General features: G+C 57.8%; 11 protein-coding genes. 9 read left to right on the top strand and 2 right to left on the bottom strand.

Going from position 1 to position 20624, the window contains the following annotated elements; translation table 11 throughout:
* From bcsQ to ABLU78_RS08060, 8 genes are all read left to right on the top strand, one after another.
* Window positions 1-738 carry a cellulose biosynthesis protein BcsQ gene (bcsQ, locus tag ABLU78_RS08095; RefSeq protein ID WP_048229909.1) on the top strand — a complete coding sequence of 246 codons (738 nt, stop codon included), beginning with the start codon at window positions 1-3 and terminating at the stop codon, window positions 736-738.
* Window positions 735-3353: a UDP-forming cellulose synthase catalytic subunit gene (bcsA, locus tag ABLU78_RS08090; RefSeq protein WP_042893589.1), complete on the top strand. Its 2619-nt coding sequence runs from the start codon at window positions 735-737 to the stop codon at window positions 3351-3353. The genes bcsQ and bcsA overlap by 4 nt, the downstream gene beginning before the upstream one ends.
* Window positions 3354-3363: 10 nt before the next feature.
* A complete protein-coding gene (bcsB, locus tag ABLU78_RS08085; protein WP_348820385.1) occupies window positions 3364-5721 on the top strand; it encodes a cellulose biosynthesis cyclic di-GMP-binding regulatory protein BcsB in 2358 nt (785 codons plus the stop codon).
* A gap of 6 nt (window positions 5722-5727) precedes the next feature.
* Window positions 5728-6834 (top strand): cellulose synthase complex periplasmic endoglucanase BcsZ, encoded by a 1107-nt coding sequence (bcsZ, locus tag ABLU78_RS08080; RefSeq protein ID WP_045386603.1) that lies wholly within the window; start codon window positions 5728-5730, stop codon window positions 6832-6834.
* Complete coding sequence (bcsC, locus tag ABLU78_RS08075; RefSeq protein ID WP_048229913.1) at window positions 6816-10301, top strand: cellulose synthase complex outer membrane protein BcsC; 3486 nt, start codon at window positions 6816-6818, stop codon at window positions 10299-10301. Before bcsZ ends, bcsC begins: the two co-directional genes overlap by 19 nt.
* 196 nt (window positions 10302-10497) lie before the next feature.
* Window positions 10498-12504, top strand: coding sequence for a biofilm formation regulator HmsP (gene hmsP, locus ABLU78_RS08070; protein WP_032713109.1), 2007 nt, complete (start codon window positions 10498-10500; stop codon window positions 12502-12504).
* A 155-nt stretch (window positions 12505-12659) separates the two neighbouring features.
* Window positions 12660-13946 (top strand): dicarboxylate/amino acid:cation symporter, encoded by a 1287-nt coding sequence (locus ABLU78_RS08065; RefSeq protein ID WP_015369244.1) that lies wholly within the window; start codon window positions 12660-12662, stop codon window positions 13944-13946.
* A 210-nt stretch (window positions 13947-14156) separates the two neighbouring features.
* Window positions 14157-15656, top strand: a complete 1500-nt coding sequence (locus ABLU78_RS08060; protein WP_015369245.1) for a pitrilysin family protein — start codon at window positions 14157-14159, stop codon at window positions 15654-15656.
* A gap of 202 nt (window positions 15657-15858) precedes the next feature.
* On the opposite strand, the gene ABLU78_RS08055 is transcribed toward ABLU78_RS08060, so the two are convergent.
* Window positions 15859-16788: a sugar kinase gene (locus tag ABLU78_RS08055; RefSeq protein ID WP_032713198.1), complete on the bottom strand. Its 930-nt coding sequence runs from the start codon at window positions 16786-16788 to the stop codon at window positions 15859-15861.
* 194 nt (window positions 16789-16982) lie between these two features.
* Between ABLU78_RS08055 and ABLU78_RS08050 the strand changes: the two genes are divergently transcribed.
* Complete coding sequence (locus ABLU78_RS08050; protein WP_032713110.1) at window positions 16983-19034, top strand: AsmA family protein; 2052 nt, start codon at window positions 16983-16985, stop codon at window positions 19032-19034.
* A 49-nt stretch (window positions 19035-19083) separates the two neighbouring features.
* Here the strand turns inward: ABLU78_RS08050 and ABLU78_RS08045 are convergent, their stop codons facing one another.
* The gene (locus tag ABLU78_RS08045; RefSeq protein WP_032713111.1) at window positions 19084-20406 is read right to left on the bottom strand and encodes an MFS transporter; all 1323 of its coding nucleotides are present in this window, start codon (window positions 20404-20406) and stop codon (window positions 19084-19086) included.
* Window positions 20407-20624 lie beyond the last annotated feature (218 nt).

The following is a 20624-nucleotide window of genomic DNA, read 5'->3' as shown; positions in this document are numbered from 1 at the left end:
ATGGCGATTCTGGGATTACAAGGCATACGCGGCGGCGTAGGCACCACCTCCATTACCGCCGCACTGGCCTGGGCGCTACAGCTGCTCGGCGAAACGGTGCTGGTGGTCGATGCCAGCCCGGACAATATGCTGCGCTTTTTTTTCAACGTTGATTTCGACCATCACAACGGCTGGGCGCGCTCGTTGATTGACGGTCGCGACTGGCGCGACGCCGGACTGCGCTACACCGCGCATATCGATCTTCTGCCGTTTGGCCGCCTGACCCCCGGCGAACGCGAGCACGTTGATAAACTGAGTCCGACCCTGGAACCCATCGCAGCGCAAATCAAATTGTTCGATCAGCAGGGGAGCCACCGCTGGCTGCTGCTTGATATTCCGGAAGGCTACTCTCCGCTTACCCGCGAACTGCTGAGCGTCTGCGATCGTGCGCTGCAGGTTGTGCACCCCGACGGTAACAGTCATATACGTCTGCATCAGCAGGCGCTGCCTGCCAACGCGGATATTTTGATTAACGACATGCGCGTCGGCAGCCAGCTGCAGGAAGATCTCTATCAACTGTGGCTGGAAAGCCAGCGGCGTATTTTGCCGGTCACGATTCACCGCGATGAAGCGATGGCGGAGTGTCTGGCGGCGAAACAGCCTCTTGGCGAATACCGCCAGGATTCGCTGGCGGCGGAAGAGGTGTTGACGCTGGCCAACTGGTGCCTGCTGCACTATGCCAGGGAGGGGGCGGCATGATCCGCCTGAGTACGTTGCTGCTGGCGCCGCCGGTGGGCGAGCGCTTGAGTGAACGTTATGATGACTATCGTCAGCATGGCGCGTCGGTGCTTTCGGCTTTTCTCGGTTGCCTGTGGGCGTCGCTGGCGTGGGCATTCATGCCGCTTGAGACGCCGCGCTGGCAAGCTATTCGCGAACACCATGGCGACTATTTTCCGCATATTAATCCGCATCGCCCACGCCCGTTAGATCCGCTGCGCTATTTGCTGCAGTCGCTCTGGCTGCTGGCGACCCGGGTGCCGGAAGCGGATAAAAAAATAAACTGGCGCTCGCTGGCGGCACTGGAAGGGGTTCACGGGCGCTACGCGCAGTGGCTGGAAAAATTACCGGAGAAGGTCAACACCCGTACCGGCCACCTCGATAAGCAAAAAGAGCTTGAACATCTGCATCCGCAGCTGCGGCGGCTGGTGCTTGGCACCATTACCTTCTTCTCGCTGATTCTGGCGCTGTTGTGTATCACCCAGCCGTTTAACCCGCTGTCGCAGTTTATCTTCCTGCTGTTACTGTGGGGCGTTGCGCTGCTGGTGCGGCGTATTCCGGGGCGTTTCTCTGCCCTGATGTTGATCGTGTTGTCATTGACCGTTTCTTGTCGCTATATCTGGTGGCGCTATACCTCCACGCTGAACTGGAATGATCCGGTCAGTCTGGTGTGCGGGCTGATTTTGCTGTTTGCCGAAACCTACGCCTGGATTGTGCTGGTACTGGGCTATTTCCAGGTGGTGTGGCCGCTGAATCGCCAGCCGGTGCCGCTACCGGAAGATATGAACGTATGGCCGACGGTGGATATCTTCGTCCCGACCTACAACGAAGACCTCAGCGTGGTGAAAAATACCATCTACGCTTCGCAGGGTATCGACTGGCCGAAGGATAAGCTCAATATCTGGATCCTTGATGACGGTGGTCGCGAAGAGTTTCGCCAGTTCGCGAAAGATGTCGGCGTACATTACATCGCGCGTACCAGCCACGAACATGCCAAGGCCGGTAATATCAACAATGCGCTGAAGTATGCGAAAGGCGAGTTCGTCTCTATTTTCGACTGTGACCACGTGCCCACCCGCTCGTTTCTGCAGATGACTATGGGGTGGTTCCTGAAGGATAAAAAGCTGGCGATGATGCAGACGCCGCACCACTTCTTCTCGCCGGATCCGTTCGAACGCAACCTGGGCCGTTTTCGTAAAACTCCAAATGAAGGGACGCTGTTTTACGGCCTGGTGCAGGACGGCAACGACATGTGGGATGCGACCTTTTTCTGCGGCTCCTGCGCGGTAATTCGCCGCGGCCCGCTGGATGAAATCGGCGGTATCGCCGTTGAGACGGTCACCGAGGATGCTCACACTTCACTGCGCCTGCATCGTCGTGGCCACACCTCCGCCTATATGCGCATCCCGCAGGCGGCGGGGCTGGCGACGGAAAGCTTGTCGGCGCATATCGGCCAGCGTATTCGCTGGGCGCGCGGGATGGTGCAGATTTTCCGTCTCGACAACCCCTTATTCGGTAAAGGGTTGAAGCTGGCGCAGCGTATCTGCTACGTCAACGCGATGCTGCACTTTTTGTCCGGTATACCGCGGCTTATCTTCCTCACCGCGCCGCTGGCCTTCCTGCTGCTACACGCCTATATCATCTATGCGCCGGCGCTGATGATCGCCTTGTTCGTGCTGCCGCATATGATTCATGCCAGCCTGACCAACTCGAAGATCCAGGGCAAGTACCGCCACTCCTTCTGGAGTGAAATCTACGAAACGGTGTTGGCCTGGTATATCGCGCCGCCGACCTTCGTCGCGCTGATTAACCCGCATAAAGGCAAGTTTAACGTCACCGCCAAAGGCGGACTGGTGAAGGATGAGTATGTCGATTGGGTTATTTCCCGCCCCTATATTTATCTGGTGTTGCTCAATCTGGTGGGCGTGGCGGTCGGCATCTGGCGCTTTATGTACGGGCCCGAAAACGAAATTTTAACCGTCTGGGTCAGTATCATCTGGGTGTTTTATAACTTAATCATCCTCGGCGGCGCCGTGGCGGTGTCGGTGGAGAGCAAACAGGTGCGGCGTTCGCACCGCGTAGAGATGTCGATGCCGGCGGCGATTGCCCGCCCGGATGGCCACCTGTTCTCCTGTACCGTTCATGACTACTCGGACGGCGGCCTGGGGATAAAAATTCACGGTGAAGCGCGGGTACTGGAAGGGCAACACGTGAATCTGCTGCTCAAACGCGGACAGCAAGAATATGACTTCCCGGTACGCGTCGCGCGGGTGAACGGCGGCGAAGTCGGTCTGCAATTGCTGCCGCTGACAAACCAGCAACATATTGATTTTGTGCAGTGTACGTTTGCCCGCGCTGATACGTGGGCGCTTTGGCAGGATAGCTTCCCGGAAGATAAGCCGATGGAAAGCCTGCTGGATATCCTCAAGCTGGGGTTCCGTGGATATCGTCACCTGGCGGAGTTCTCGCCGCCGTCGGTGAAGGTTATTTTCCGCTCGCTCACCTCGCTGGTGGCCTGGATTGTATCGTTTTTACCGCGCCGTCCCGAACGCGCCGCGGCGGTGCTTTCGGCAGAACCGGCAATGGCTCAACAATGATGATAATGCGATGAAAAGAAAACTTTCCTTGATTTGTGCAGTGGCGGTGGGAATGAGCAGTTGGTACCCCTTCGCAACATTTTCGGCTCCGGCGACGTCGCCGGAGGCCGTGGTTGCCGGAGCTCCAGCGACAGCGGGAGCTGTTCAGCCAGCGCCGGTCGTTAACGATGGCCAGCCAACGGCGACGGTTATCGATTCTGCCGCCGCGCCGGTGGTGGTGGCGGACAACATTCCCTCTCGCGATGTGAAGCTGACTTTTGCGCAAATCGCGCCGCCGCCGGGGAGCATGGTGCTGCGCGGTTCTCATCCTGAGGGCGCCGTAGAGTTCGGTATGCGCAGCGATGAGGTGGTCGCCAAAGCGCTGCTCAATCTTGACTACACGCCGTCGCCATCGCTGCTGCCGGTGCAGTCTCAACTGAAGGTTTATCTTAACGACGAGCTGATGGGCGTACTGCCGGTCACCAAAGAGCAACTGGGTAAAAAAGTGAGCGCCCAGATCCCCGTCGATCCGCTGTATATCACCGATTTTAACCGCGTGCGGCTGGAGTTCGTCGGCCACTATCGCGACGTTTGCGAAAACCCGGCGAGCAGTACGTTGTGGCTTGATATCGGTCGTGAGAGCTCGCTGGATTTAACCTATCAGTCGCTGCAGGTCCGTAACGATCTCTCCCACTTCCCGGTGCCGTTCTACGACTCGCGCGACAACCGTCCGCTGACGTTGCCGATGGTTTTTGCTGCTGCGCCTGACGTCATACAACAGCAGGCGGCGGCGATTGTCGCCTCCTGGTTTGGCAGCAAGGCTGGCTGGCGCGGCCAGCAGTTCCCGGTCCACTTCAATGAGATACCGGAACGTAACGCTATCATCTTCGCGACCAACGATAAGCGTCCGGACTTCCTGCGCGACCATCCGCCGGTGAAAGCGCCGACTATCGAAATGGTCAACCATCCGAGCAACCCGTACGTCAAGCTGCTGGTGATCTTCGGTCGCAACGATCAAGACCTGCTGTTGGCGGCCAAGGGCATTGCCCAGGGGAATATTTTGTTCCGCGGCGATAGTGTTGTCGTGGATGGCGTGAAAGAGTTGAAAGCCCGCCAGCCCTATGACGCGCCGAACTGGGTTCGTACCGACAGGCCGGTGACTTTCGGCGAGCTGAAAACCTATGAACAGCAACTGCAATCAAGCGGCCTGGTGCCAGATTCGATTAACGTGGCGCTGAATCTGCCGCCGGATCTGTATCTGCTGCGCGCTAACGGCATCGATATGGACCTGAAGTATCGCTATACCATGCCGCCGATCAAAGATAGCTCGCGAATGGATATCAGCCTAAACGATCAGTTCCTGCAGTCGTTCAGCCTCAATAGCTCGCAGGATGTGAATAAGCTGATTTTACGCCTACCGGTGCTGCAGGGGTTACTGGACGGCCAGAACCAGGTGACCATACCCGCGCTGCGCCTGGGCGCGATGAACCAGCTGCGCTTCGATTTCCAGTACATGAACCCGATGCCCGGCGGCAACATCGATAACTGCATTACCTTCCAGCCGGTGCAGAATCACGTGGTCATCGGCGATGACTCCACCATCGATTTTTCGAAGTATTACCACTTCCTGGCGATGCCGGATCTGCGCGTCTTCGCCAACGCCGGTTTCCCGTATACCCGCATGGCCGATCTCTCTCAGACGCTGATCGTGGTGCCGAAAACGCCTGATGCGGGCCAGGTGGAGACGCTACTGCAGGCGGTAGGCGGCATCGGCGCGCAGAGCGGGCTGGCGGCTATCAACTTGCAGATGACCGATGACGGTAACCAGATTAAGGGCAAAGATGCCGACCTGATGCTGATTGGCGCTATTCCGCCATCGCTGAAAGACGACAGCAAAATCAATCTGCTGGTTGAGGCGACCAAAACCTGGGTGAAAACGCCGATGCGTCACTATGACCTGGCCAGCATCTACCCGGACGATGACGCCCGCACGCCGCATACGCGAACCGACATCACCTCTTCCGGGCCAATGGCGGCGATTATCGGCTTCCAGTCGCCATACAACGACCAGCGCAGCGTGATCGCCCTGATGGCCGATAGCCCACGCGGCAACAAGCTGCTTACAAACGCCTTAAATGACAGCGGCAAACGGGCGGCGATGTTCGGTTCGGTGGCGGTGATTCGCGAATCCGGCGTCAATAGTCTGCGGGTTGGCGATATCTATTATGTCGGCCATCTGCCGTGGTTCGAGCGCATCTGGTTTGCGCTCTCCAGCCATCCGATACTGTTGGCGATTCTGGCGGCCGTCAGCATTGTGCTGCTGGCGTGGGTGCTGTGGCGCATGCTGCGTATTCTCAGCCGTCGCCGTCTTGATCCTGATGATGAGTAATTGCTGATGAACGCATTTCGTGGGGTACTTCTCTCGGTATTGATGCTGGCGGCGGGGCAGGTTAGCGCCGCCTGCCAGTGGCCCGCCTGGGAGCAGTTTAAAAAAGCGTATGTCAGTGCCGAAGGGCGGGTCATCGACCCCAGCGATGCGCGCAAAATCACCACCTCCGAAGGGCAAAGCTACGCGCTGTTCTTCGCTCTCGCGGCCAACGATCGCCAGGGCTTCGATAAGCTGTTCCAGTGGACGCAGAACAACCTGGCGCAGGGCGATCTGCGCGCCCATCTGCCGGGATGGCTATGGGGGAAAAAGAGCGAGGATGAATGGACGGTGCTGGACAGCAATTCAGCTGCGGATTCTGATTTGTGGATTGCCTGGGCGCTGCTGGAAGCCGGACGCCTGTGGAAGGTTGATAACTATACTGAGGTAGGAAAAGCGCTGCTGGCGCGGATTGCCGATGAAGAAGTCGCTGATGTTCCGGGGCTCGGGCCGTCGGTACTGCCGGGGAAAGTTGGTTTCGCGGACGACAAGGGCTGGCGCTTTAATCCAAGTTATCTGCCGCCGCAGCTCGCCACCTACTTTACCCGCTTTGGCGCGCCGTGGCCGAAGATCCGCGACAGCAATCTGCGACTGCTGCTGGAAACGGCGCCAAAAGGCTTCTCGCCGGACTGGGTGCGCTATGAGAAAGGTAGCGGCTGGCAGTTGAAAACCGATAAACCGATTATTGGCAGCTATGACGCTATCCGCGTCTATCTGTGGGTCGGCATGCTCAATAACGCCGATCAACAAAAAGCGCCGCTATTGGCGCGTTTCAAACCGATGGCGGTTCAGACGATCAAACAGGGATTACCGCCGGAAAAAACCAATATCGCCAGCGGGAAAACGACTGGCGAGGGGCCGGTTGGCTTCTCCGCCGCCATGCTGCCGTTTTTACAAGATGACGACGCCCGCGCGCTACAACGCCAACGGGTCGCCGATCATTATCCCGACGCGGACGCCTACTACAGCGCGGTGCTGACGCTGTTCGGCCAGGGGTGGGATCAACATCGTTTTCGTTTCGCCGCGGGTGGCGAATTACAACCTGACTGGAACCAGGCATGCGCAAGTTCTCACTAAGCTTCATCACGCTGTCTGTCGGCCTTGGCCTGTTGCCGCTGGCGCAGGCGGAGAATACCCCTGCGCAGCAGCATCTGCTGGAACAAGTGCGTCTTGGCGAGGCCAGCAGTCGTGAGGACCTGGTGCGTCAGTCACTCTATCGGCTGGAACTGATCGACCCGAATAACCCCGATTATCTTGCCGCGCGGACGCGCTATCTTCTGCGCCAGGGCGACACCGCCGGCGCGCAAAAGCAACTCGATCTGCTGGCAAAGCTGGCTCCGGAATCGTCGGCGCTACAAGTGACGCGCAACGAGATGAAGATCAGTACCGGTAGCGGTCGCCAGGCGTTGCAGCAGGCGCGATTGCTCGGCGTTGCCGGGAAAGTCGATGAAGCCGTCGCCGCCTATGAAAAGCTCTTCGGCGGCGTCCCAACGGATACCGAAGCCGCTATCGAATACTGGACGCTGGTGGCGCGATTGCCCGCTCGCCATAGCGAAGGCGTCAGCCAGCTGAAAAAACTTAATGCCACAACCCCGGATAACGTCACGTTATTGACCTCGCTGGCGAAGCTGATGTTTTCAGATAACAAGCCGCAGGAAGGCTTCGCCTATCTGGAACAGATGGCGCGTTCGGCCTCAGGCCGCGGAATTGCGGCTGATATGTGGCTCGGCGAAATTAAAAGTATGCCGGTCAGCAGAGGCAGCGTTCAGGCACTACAGCGATTCCTGCTCCAGTTCCCCGCCGGTTCCGCCGCCGCTAACGCCCGGGTGTTGCTGGCGCAGCAGCAAACTCAACTGCAAGACCCAGCCTTCCTCGCCAAAAGCGAAGGGCTGGCGGCGGTGAAATCCGGGAATGCGGCGCAGGCGGTGGCCGATCTGCAGCAGGCGGTACGCGCCGATGCCCGCGATAGCGATGCCGTCGGCGCGCTGGGCGCCGCCTACTCACAGCGCGGCGACCGGGCGCGGGCGGTGGCGCAGCTTAATAAAGCGATCGCGATGGATCCGAAAAGCCCGAATCGCGATAAGTGGGACAGTTTGCTGAAGACCAACCGCTATTGGTTGTTGATTAAACAGGGCGATAACGCGCTGAAAGCAGGCCAACTGGCGCAGGCGCAAAATGCGTACGCCCAGGCGCAGCGGGTGGATAACACCGACAGCTACGCGGTTCTGGGGTTAGGCGATGTCGCCGCGGCGCGCAAAGATGACGCCGCCGCCGAACGCTACTATCGCCAGGCGTTACGCATGGATCGCGACAATAATCTCGCCGTACGCGGTCTGGCGAATGTTTATCGTCGTGAATCGCCGGAAAAAGCCAGCGCCTATATTGCCAGCCTCCCCGCCAGCCAGCGGCGCAGTATTGATGATATCGAACGCAGTCTTACCAACGATCGGCTGGAAAAACAGGCCGAAGCGCTGGAAAGCCAGGGCAGCTGGGCGCAGGCCGTGGAGGTGCAGCGGCGGCGTCTGGCTCTGGATCCTGAAAGCGTGTGGATAACCTATCGGTTGGCGAAAGATCTGGTCAGCGCCGGCCAGCGGCCGGAAGCGGACGCGCTGATGCGTAACATGGCCAACCGCAAGCCGGGCGATGCCGAACGGGTTTACGCCTACGGCCTCTATTTGTCCGGTAATAATCAGGATGATAGGGCGCTGGCGCAAATTAACGCGCTACCGCGCGGACAGTGGACCGATAATATTCGTGAACTGGAAGGGCGTCTGCAAAGCGACAAAGTGATGCGCGAGGCCAACCAACTTCGCGATAGCGGGCAGGAAGCGCAGGCCATTGCCTTGATTAAACAGCAGCCGGAATCGATCCGCTACGATCTGGCGTTGGCGGATTGGGCGCAGCAGCGCGGCGATAGCGCAGAGGCGATAGCCCAGTACCATCGGGTGCTGAGCCAGCAGGCTGATAATGGCGATGCGCGTCTTGGCCTGGCGGAAGTCTATCTCGCCGAGGGCGATAAAAACGCCGCCCGCGCGCAGGTCGCGCAGTTGAAGGATGCGGATACTGAATCGATCAACATGCAGCGCCGGGTAGCGCTGGCCCGCGCCGGATTTGACGATACCGCGGGCGCGCAACAAATATTTGACCGCATCGTTCCGCAGGCGAAAAGCCAGCCGCCGTCGATGGAAAGCGCGCTGGTGCTGCGTGATGCCGCGCGTTTCCAGACGCAAAGCGAGCAACCACAGCAGGCCCTGGAAAGCTATAAAGACGCGATGGTGGCCGCTGGCGTGACCCGCGTTCGCCCGCAGGATAATGACACCTTTACCCGCCTGACCCGCAACGATAGCCAGGATGACTGGCTGAAGCGCGGGATCCGCAGCGACGCCGCCGATCTTTATCGCCAGCAGGATCTTAACGTTACCCTTGAGCACGACTATTGGGGATCGAGCGGCACCGGCGGTTATTCAGACCTCAAAGCGCACACTACCATGTTGCAGGTGGACGCGCCGTTGTATGACGGGCGGATGTTCTTCCGTACCGATGTGGTGAATATGAACGCCGGGTCGTTTTCCACTAATAGCGATGGCGGTTACTCGCCGAGTTGGGGGACCTGTGGTGAAATTAGCTGCTATGGCGGCAGTAAAAATCAGAGCGATGGCGGCGCCAGCGTAGCGGTTGGCTGGAAGAACGACACCTGGAGCGGCGATATCGGCACCACGCCGATGGGCTTTAATGTGGTGGATGTCGTGGGCGGACTGAGTTACAGCGGCGATGCCGGCCCGGTCGGCTATACCGTCAACGTCCACCGGCGACCCATTTCCAGCTCGCTGCTCTCCTTCGGCGGGCAAAAAGATAATCCTAACGACGGCCATACCGGTACTACCTGGGGCGGCGTCCGCGCTGCCGGCGGCGGCATCAGCCTGAGCTACGATAAAGGCGAGGCTAACGGCATCTGGTCATCGCTGGGTGCCGATCAACTCACCGGCAAAAATGTCGAGGACAACTGGCGCGTACGCTGGATGACCGGTTACTACTATAAAGCGATCAATGAAAATAATCGCCGGGTGACCGTCGGCCTGACCAATATGATCTGGCACTACGACAAAGACCTCAGCGGTTACACGCTGGGCCAGGGCGGTTACTACAGCCCGCAGGAGTATCTCTCCTTCTCGGTGCCGGTCATCTGGCGTCAGCGTACCGAAAACTGGTCGTGGGAACTCGGCGGGTCGGTGTCGTGGTCCCATTCGCGCACGCAAACTCAGGCGCGCTATCCGTTGCTGAATTTGATTCCGTCGCAGTATCGCTACGAAGCCAGCCAGCTAAAAGAAGAGGGCGGCAGCAGCCAGGGCTTCGGTTATACCGCACGGGCGCTGGTGGAACGGCGAGTCACCGGCAACTGGTTTGTCGGCGCGGCTGTGGATATTCAGCAGGCGAAAGATTACACCCCGAGCCACGCGCTGCTGTACGTGCGCTATTCAGCTGCCGGTTGGCAGGGCGACATGGATATGCCGCCGCAGCCGTTGGTGCCTTATGCGGATTGGTAGCAGATTAGCCTGATTTCTACGGCTAATCGCCAATCCACCTCGCTGTTCGCGTATACTCGCCGTACCTCGCCCGCCGCTTTCGGGAAGAACCTGTCTTGCGGGCGAGAGCGAACAATTTGCGTATATAATCAGCCTGAAAACGACCGGTATTGATGGATCTCGCCGGATAGTTGTTCAGTTTCAGTGGAGAACACAGTTGCGCGTCAGCCGCTCACTTACAATTAAACAGATGGCGATGGTCGCGAGCGTGTCCATGGCGTTTGTCCTGGTCTTTTGTTCCATTTTGCTGTTTCACTTTGTGCAACAGAGTCGCTATACCACGGCCACGCAATTAGAAAGTATCGCCCGTTCCGTTCGCGAGCCCCTGTCGGCGGCAATTTTGAAAGCCGACATTCCCGAAGCGGAAGCTATTCTGGGCCGCATTCAGCCTGCTGGCATCGTCAGCCGGGCGGATGTGGTACTACCGAATCAATTTCAGGCGCTGCGAATGCGCTTTATTCCCGAACGACCGGTGCCGGTGATGATCACTCGCCTGTTTGAACTGCCGGTACAGATATCCCTGCCGATTTACTCACTCGAGCGTCCGGCTAACCCGCAGCCGCTGGCCTATCTGGTGTTGCAGGCGGATTCCTATCGCATGTATAAATTCGTCATGAGCGCGCTTGCGACGTTAGTGACTACTTACTTACTTTTGGTGCTTATTTTGACGGTGGCGCTAACCTGGTGCATTAACCGGCTGATTGTTCGCCCGCTGCGCGCCATCGCCCGCGAGCTTAACGATATTCCGCCGCAGGAACGGCTCGGACATCAGCTGAGCCTGCCGCGACTGCACCAGGATGATGAAATCGGCATGCTGGTGCGTTGCTACAATCGCAACCAGCAGTCTTTGCTGCGTCAGCATGATGAGCTATCGTTGCAATCGACCCGTTTCCCGGTGTCTGAGCTCCCCAACAAAGCCTTTTTGATGGCGATGCTGGAGCAGACCACAACCCGTCCGCAACCCTCGGCGCTGCTGGTGGTAGCCTGTGAGACCTTGCAAGATGCCGCAGGCGTCCTGAAAGAGAGCCAGCGCGAGATGCTGCTCCTGACGCTGGTTGAGAAGCTGAAAGCGGTTATCCCACCCAATATGGTGCTGACGCAGGTGAGCGGTTACGATTTCGCTATTTTTGCCCCCGGACTCAGCAAGCCGTGGGAAGCGGTGTCGTTAAGTAAGCAAGTGCTTACTTCCATTAGCGAGCGATTGCCGCTGCACGGTGTCCAGCTGCGGCCCTGCGCCAGTGTCGGTATCGCGATGTTTAATAGCGAACTGAGCGCCGAACAGTTTTATCGTCGGGCGGTTTCCGCCGCGGTGACGGCGCGGCGCAAGGGCAAAAATCAGATCGAGTTCTTTGACCCCGAGCAGATGGAAAAAGCCCAGCGTCGGTTAATGGAAGAGCACGACATCCTCACCGCGCTCGAGAATCAGCAGTTCGCCATCTGGTTTCAACCGCAGGTGGATATTGCCAGCGGTGATATTTGCGGTGCGGAAGTTCTGCTGCGCCAGCGACAGGCCGATGGCGGTTGGTCGCTGCCGTGCGATCTGATTGAGCGTATTGAAAACTGCGGGCTGATGGTGCCGGTAGGCTATTGGGTGATGGAAGAAGCCTGCCGCCAGCTGGCAGCCTGGCAGCAGCAGGGGATCATGCTGCCGTTGTCGGTGAATGTCTCGTTACTGCAGTTGCTGCATCCTGACCGCGGCGTTGAGCTGCAGGCACTCATTGAACGCTATCGTATCGCCCCGGGCACCCTGGTGCTGGAGGTGACGGAAAGCTGCCGTCTCGACGATCCGCAGGCGGTGATTGACCTGCTGCGCCCGCTGCGCGACGCCGGCACGCGTATTGCGCTGGATGATTTCGGCATGGGTTATGCCGGGTTGCGCCAGTTGCAACATATGAAATCGCTGCCGGTTGATATCCTGAAAATCGACAAGGCGTTTATTGATATGTTGCCGGATGATACCAGTATGGTCCCGGCGATAATTCAGCTCGCACGCGGGCTCAAGCTGCGGATCGTTGCTGAGGGCGTTGAAAAAGAAGAACAGCTGACATGGTTGCAAGCGGCTGGCGTGGATGTCGCTCAGGGTTACCTGTTTGGTTGCGCCTTGCCGCTGGAAAGCTTTATGCAGCGCTTCCTGCAGGCCGATAAGGACGATGCAAGTTTGTAACATTTTTATTTGTTTGTGCGAGTCAGCTCAAATATTTTAACAATTCCGTTGCAACTTCGCGCTTACTTATTTCTGAAATGTTTCCAGGGTGTTATTTTTAAGCCACAGACACAGATAACCTTTCATTGTCTGTGGTTATTCCCAAAGGACACCCTATGAAACTCTCTCTCTTCAAAAGCCTCTATGTCCAGGTTTTATCGGCCATAGCTATCGGTATTTTGCTGGGCCATTTCTACCCGGAACTTGGCGCGCAGATGAAACCGTTCGGCGACGCCTTCGTAAAACTGATTAAAATGGTCATTGCTCCGGTTATCTTCTGTACCGTTGTAACAGGGATTGCCGGGATGGAAAGCATGAAGGCCGTCGGTCGTACCGGTGCGGTGGCGCTACTCTACTTTGAAGTGGTGAGTACCATTGCGTTGATTATCGGTCTTATCATCGTCAACGTAGTGCAACCCGGCGCGGGCATGAACGTCGATCCCGCGACGCTGGACGCGCACGCGGTGGCAGTCTACGCCGAGCAGGCTAAAGATCAGGGTGTTGTCGCCTTCTTACTCGATATTATTCCGGGCAGCGTGATTGGCGCTTTCGCCAGCGGTAATATTCTGCAGGTGCTGATGTTTGCCGTCCTGTTTGGCTTTGCGCTGCATCGTTTAGGCAGCAAAGGCCAGCTGATTTTCAACGTCATTGAGAGCTTCTCGCAGGTCATTTTCGGCATCATTAACATGATTATGCGCCTGGCGCCGATCGGCGCTTTCGGGGCCATGGCCTTCACCATCGGTAAATACGGCGTCGGTACCCTGGTACAGCTGGGCCAACTGATCATCTGCTTCTACATCACCTGTATCCTGTTCGTGGTGCTGGTACTGGGTTCTATCGCGCGGGCCACTGGATTTAGCATCTTCAAGTTCATTCGCTATATCCGCGAAGAGCTGCTGATTGTACTGGGGACCTCTTCGTCCGAATCCGCGCTGCCGCGAATGCTGGATAAGATGGAGAAGTTGGGTTGCCGTAAATCAGTGGTGGGGCTGGTGATACCGACCGGCTACTCCTTTAACCTCGATGGCACCTCCATCTACCTGACGATGGCGGCGGTGTTCATCGCCCAGGCCACCAATAGCCATATGGATATCTTCCATCAGATCACCCTGCTGGTGGTACTGCTGCTCTCTTCGAAAGGGGCCGCGGGCGTCACCGGGAGCGGATTTATCGTACTGGCGGCGACCATCTCTGCGGTAGGGCATCTGCCGGTGGCGGGCCTGGCGCTGATTCTCGGTATCGACCGCTTTATGTCCGAAGCGCGCGCGTTGACCAACCTGGTGGGTAACGGCGTGGCGACCGTGGTTGTCGCGAAATGGGTGAAAGAACTCGATGCCAAACAGCTCGATGATGTGTTGAATAACCGCGTTCCCGCGGACAAATCGCAAGAATTATCCTCGTAATTCCTCATGTTATGCCCATGGACTATGGGCTCCTGCGCAAAATTAGGTATCATTCCCCTTCTGGGGGGAATGATACCTCATGATTATTTTACGTCTTCATGTGACATTTTCGCCTACGCGTGGTCTAACCGACGTATTTGATTCACCACCTTTTTCGGTAACCCGGCGATGGGTTGCCTATGTAACCAGGAATGTTCATCAGGGGTTCACATGCAGGGCACAAAAATTCGACTCTTAACCGGTGGTTTGCTGATGATAGCGACGGCCGGTTCTGTGCAGGCAGAAGCGCTCCAGCCGGACCCGGCCTGGCAACAGGGGACGTTGGCGAACGGTTTTTCGTGGCAGGTACTTTCCACGCCGCAGCGCCCTAGCGATCGCGTCGAAGTCCGCCTGGCTGTGAATATTGGCTCGCTGAGCGAAAGCACTCAGCAGAGCGGCTTCAGTCATTTCATTCCGCGCCTGGCGCTGACCCAAAGCGGCAGCCTCCCGACGATGCAGGCGCGTTCGCTGTGGCAGCAGAGTATTGACCCGAAGCGTCCTCTGCCGCCGGCGATCGTTTCGTACGATTTCACCTTGTTTAATCTGAGTTTGCCGAACAACCGCAACGACCTGCTTAAAGAGGCGTTGAACTGGCTGGCGGACGCTAACGGTAAGTTGAGTATTACCCAACAAGCCGTCAATCATGCGCTGCAGGGCAGCGATATGGTGGCGACCTGGCCGCTGGATACCCAGGAAGGCTGGTGGCGCTATCGCCTGAAGGGCTCAACGATGCTCGGTCACGATCCGGCGGCGCCGTTGAAGCAACCGATTGATATTAAACAGCTGAAAGAATTTTATCAGAAATGGTACACCCCGGATGCGATGACGTTGATTGTTGTCGGTAACGTCGATAGCCGCAGCGTCGCTGAGCAGATCAACAAAATCTTCGGCGAACTGAAAGGTAAACGCGAGACCCCGGCGGCGGTACCAACGCTATCACCTCTGCCGGCTGTACCGGTGAGTATCATGACCGATGCCGTGCGTCAGGATAAGCTGTCGATCATGTGGGACTCTCCATGGCAGCCAATCCGCGATTCCGCCGCGCTGCAGCGCTACTGGCGCGATGACCTGGCTCGGGAAGCGCTGTTCTGGCACGTGCAGCAGAACCTGAGCAAAAGCAACGTAAAAGACATCGGTCTCGGTTTTGATTGCCGCGTGCTGTACCAGCGCGCTCAGTGCGCGATCAATATCGACTCGCCGGGCGAACGCCTGAACGCCAACCTGAGCGCGGTATCGCGCGAACTGGCGAAGGTACGCGACAATGGTCTGCCGCAGGAAGAGTTCGATGCACTGATTGCGCAAAAGAATCTCGAACTGCAAAAACTGTTCGCCACCTATGCCCGCACGGATACCGATATCCTGATTAGCCAACGTATGCGTTCGCTGCAAAATCAGGTGGTGGATATCGCGCCGGAGCAGTATCAGAAACTGCGCCAGGAGTTCCTGAACTCACTGACGGTCGACATGTTGAACCAATATCTGCGCCAGCAGCTGTCGCAGGATATGGCGCTGGTGTTGCAGCAGCCGAAAGGCGAGCCGGAGTACAACATGAAAGATCTGAAAGCGACATGGGAAAAGCTGATGGCGCCAGCACCCGCTGCGGCGGTGAGCGCTACGCCGGATACGGTTGATGCGCATAACGAGGCGACGGATATTCCCCCTGGGCAGTAACACAGGCAGCGGGCGCGGAGCCGTTTTTGCGCCGGATGGCGGCTACGCCTTATCCGGCCTACGGTTCGTACGACTTGCCTTTAATTTATAGCCGGTGTTGGTGGCCTCAAAATCCCCGGTGGCGCTACCGCTTACCGGGGCTACAGCACTGTACGATTTGGTAGCCCTGCTAAGCGCAGCGCAAGCAGGGGGAAATAGGGTCTTAGTCCGGCATCGCTTCGCGCGGGATAATCGCCCCGCGATATTGGATAACCGTGCTGGCGGTGAGATGTCCGCGTTTCGCCGCTGATTCCGCGTCGCCGCCGGTCAGGCGCACCGCCAGATAGCCGGCGCTGAACGAATCGCCCGCCGCCGTGGTATCCACTACTTTCTCTTTCGGCAGCTTCACCGCGGGCACCTCCAGCAGCGGCTGGCCGGCGATCGCCACCAGGCAGGAGTCGGCGCCGCGCTTCACCACCACCTCTTCAACGCCAGCGGCGTGGGTGCGGGCGATAACCTCGGCAACCGGTACCGCTCCCCACAGCGCATCTTCATCATCCAGCGTCAGAAAAGCGATATCGGTACATTCCAACATTTGCTGGTACACCTGGCGAGTCTCTTGCTGGCTGGCCCACAGGCGCGGACGGTAGTTGTTATCGAAAATCACTTTCCCGCCGTTGGCGCGGCATTCGCGTAGCAGGGTGAGCAACTTTTCCCGGCTGGCCGGGCTGAGGATGGCGAGGCTGATGCCGCTCAGATAGAGGTAATCAAAGGTAGCCAGCTCTTCGCAGATGGCGCCTGCGCGCTCGCTTTCGAGCCAGAATTTGGCCGCCGCTTCGTTGCGCCAATAGTAGAAGGTTCGCTCGCCGGTCTCGTCCGTTTCAATGTAGTAAAGGCCAGGCAGCCGGTCAGCCATGCGCTGAATCAGATCGGTTTTTACCTGTTCGCCCCGCCAGGACTCCAGCATCTGCTGGCTGAAGGTGTCGGTGCCCAGCGCGGTCACGTAGTGTACGCTTAGGGCATCCGCGCTGGTCTGGCGCGCGATGTAGACGGATGTGTTTAAGGTATCGCCGCCGAAACCGCGATTCACCGCCGCGTTTTTCTCTGACAGTTCAATCATGCATTCGCCAATCACGGCAATTTTCTTAGACATAGTGCTGACCTGAAATTGAATCGAAATTAACGGTAGTTTGCGCTGGGCACCCGGCAGGGTCAACCATATTAAAACATCGTTCCATTATTTTTTGACCTGACGCGCAAAATGTGACGAAAAGCGCATTTGGCGGATGAATCCGCGCTCTTCAACTATAGTGAGGAGTGACGAGACGCAAAAGGAGCGGAGAGGGGATGACCAGAACCCGTAAAACGATTGCTATTATCTCGGGAACGATTGTGCTGTTAATCGTTCTTTTTTTCATCGTGTTGGCGACCTTTGACTGGAACCGGCTCAAGCCGACGATCAATCAGAAAGTTTCCGCCGAGCTCAATCGGCCATTCGCCATTCGCGGCGACCTGGGCGTAGTGTGGGAGCGACAGCCTGAGGAGCGCGGCTGGCGCAGCTGGATCCCGTGGCCGCATGTGCATGCCGAAGATATCGTGTTGGGCAACCCGCCCGAGATTCCGCAAGTGACGATGGTACATCTGCCGCGCGTGGAAGCGACGCTGGCTCCGCTGGCGTTGCTGAGCAAAACGGTCTACTTGCCGTGGATTAAGCTCGAACAGCCCGACGTCCGGCTGATAAGGCTGACGGAAAACAGCAATAACTGGACCTTTAAATTAGCTTCTGACCCGGCATCCGAAAAAGCCAACCCGCCCTCGGCCTGGTCTTTCCGCCTTGATAATATTCTCTTCGATCGCGGCAACATCGGCATTGACGATAAGGTAACCCGCAGCGACATCGCGATCGTGGTCGATCCGCTTGGCAAAGCGCTGCCGTTTAGCGAAGTCACCGGCGCGGGCAACAAAGCGCAGGCGACAAAAGCCGGCGATTATATCTTTGGCCTGTCGGTGAAGGGGCGCTACAAAGGCCAGCCGCTGAGCGGCAGCGGCAAAATTGGCGGCATGCTGGCGCTACGTAGCGATAGCACCCCGTTCCCGCTACAAGGCGATTTTCACTCTGGTAATACCCGGATAGCGTTTAGCGGCACGGTCAGCGATCCGCTTAATGTCGGCGGGCTCGATCTGCGGCTGAAATTCGCCGGCGACTCGTTGCGCGACCTCTACGACCTGACCGGCGTTCTGCTGCCGGAAACGCCGTCCTTTTCCACCGATGGCCGCCTGCGCGCCGACTTTAAACATAAAAACGGCATGCGTTTTGACTATCGCGATTTTAACGGCCGGATTGGCGACAGCGATATCCACGGTTCGTTGACCTATACCACCGGCAAACCGCGACCGAAGCTTACCGGCGATCTGGAGTCTAAACAGCTGCGGCTGGCGGACCTCGGCCCGCTGATTGGCGTTGATTCCGGCGGCGGGGCGAAGAAATCCTCATCACGTAAAGCGGGAGATGCCGTACAGCCAGCGGGAAAAGTCCTGCCGGCCGATCGCTTTGAGACGGATAAATGGCAGGTGATGGACGCCGATGTGCGCTTCAAGGGGCGGCGAATCGAACACGGAGGTACTCTGCCCATCAGCGACCTGACGACCCACATTATTCTTAAACGCGGCGACCTGCGTCTGCAACCGGTGCGCTTTGGCCTGGCCAACGGTTCGATTGCCGGCAGCGTGCATCTGCAGGGCGATAAAAAACCGCTACAGGGCGAAGCCAATTTGCAGGCGCGGCGGCTCAAGCTTAAGGCGCTGATGCCGAACGTTGAAATGATGCAGAAAACGCTCGGTGAGATGAGCGGCGATGTACAACTGCGCGGCAGCGGTAATTCGGTGGCGGCGCTGCTCGGCAACAGCAACGGCAACCTTAAGCTGCTGATGAATGATGGTCTGATTAGCCGCAACCTGATGGAAATCCTCGGCTTAAACGTCGGTAACTTTATCATCGGGCAGATTTTTGGCGATGAGGAGGTTCGGGTGAACTGCGCGGCGGCCAATATTGATGTGGTCAACGGCGTGGCGCGACCGCAAATTTTCGCCTTCGATACCGAGAACGCGCTGATTAACATTACCGGCACCGCCAGCTTTGCCTCTGAACAGCTGGATCTGACCGTTGACCCGGAAAGTAAGGGCCTGCGGGTGATTACTCTGCGTTCTCCGCTGTACGTGCGCGGTACCTTTAAATCGCCGGATGCCGGGGTGAAAGCCGGGCCGCTGATTGCCCGCGGCGCGGTGGCGGCAGCGTTAGCGACGCTGGTCACGCCGGCGGCCGCTTTACTGGCGCTGATCTCGCCGGCGGAAGGCGAGGCGAATCAGTGCCGGACGATTTTGTCGCAGATGAAAAAGTAAGGATGAGATGAGCGATGGCCCTGACGGCAACAGCGTCAGGGCCTGCAACTTACAGCGATTGATGGCGGGTTTCGTGGGTCAACAGCAGGGCGATCAGCGTCAGCGCCGCCATCGCCGCCAGGTAGATACCGACAGCCGGCAGGCCGTAATTGCTCTGCAGCCAGGCGGCAATATATGGTGCGACCGACGCGCCGAGGATCGACGACACGTTATAGGAGAAAGAGGCGCCGGTATAACGAACTTCCGTCGGGAACAGCTCCGGCAGCAGTGCGCCCATCGGGCCAAAGGTCAGCCCCATCAGGCTAAGGCCAAGCAGCAGGAAGGCGAATACCAGCAGTGGGTTGCCGGAACCGAGCAGCGGTTTAAAGGCGAACAGCGCGAACAGAATAATCATCGTGGTGATGATAATCATGCTTTTACGACGGCCAAAGGCATCCGCCAGCAGGCCCGCTACCGGCACCATCACGCCAAAACCAATGACCGCCATCATCAGCATCCACAGCACTTCGTTACGCGGCAAACCTAAGCCAATCGGCGCGGCAGCGGTACTGAAGGTCATGGAGTAAACGGTCATGATATAGAACAGGGTATAGGTCGCCAGCATGATGAAGGTGCCGAGCACGGTCACGCGCACGTGCTTAGTCAGCAGCGTGCCAAGCGGGATTTTGACCTGTTTTTTCGCCGCCGCCACCTTAGCGAACACCGGGGTTTCATGCAGCGACACGCGAACATACAGACCGATAATGACCAGTATCGCAGAGAAGATGAACGGCACGCGCCAGCCCCATTCCATGAACTGCTGGTCGCTCAACAGCCACGACAGCAACAGGAAGGTGCCGTTGGCGAAGAAGAAGCCGATTGGCGCCCCCAGTTGCGGGAAGGAGCCATATAGCGCGCGTTTGCGCGGCGGAGCGTTTTCCGTCGCCAGCAGCGCCGCCCCGCCCCATTCGCCACCAAGGCCGAGACCCTGACCAAAGCGCGCCAGCGCCAGCAGCATCGGTGCCAGGATGCCAATGCTTTCATAGCCCGGCAGCAGGCCGATGACCACGGTGGAGATGCCCATAGTCAGCAGCGAGGCGACGAGTGTGACTTTACGGCCTACGCGGTCGCCAAAGTGGCCGAATAGCGCTGAGCCAATCGGGCGCGCGACAAAGGCGATGGCGAACGTCGCCAGCGACTGGAGCGTCGCGGCGGCGGCATCACCCTGTGGGAAAAAGATATGGGGGAAGACGATAACCGCGGCGGTGGCGTAAATATAGAAGTCGAAGAACTCAATGGCGGTGCCGATGAGTGAGGCGACGACGACTTTATTACGTGAGTTAACCGGCGTGGCGTCTTGCGCGTTGTCGATAGTAGTGGCTGTGGCTTGCATAGATCTTTCTTATTTTTGAGCGAACGAAAAGCCATATAGCCACAGCAAAAGAGACATTTCAATCTGTAACAAAACTCGCTATCGCGCAAAAAACAGGCAAAAAGCGGATAATTTTCGCCCTGAGAAAATATCTTCTATGAAATGCTTCACATAATTAAAATATTAGAGAATAAAACCAGTTTTAGGTTAAATAAAAGTTACGCACTGGATTTATCTGC

Source organism: Klebsiella sp. JN_Kp122 (assembly GCF_040062085.1).
Lineage (GTDB): Bacteria > Pseudomonadota > Gammaproteobacteria > Enterobacterales > Enterobacteriaceae > Klebsiella > Klebsiella aerogenes.
This window is presented reverse-complemented; position numbering and strand designations above follow the sequence as displayed.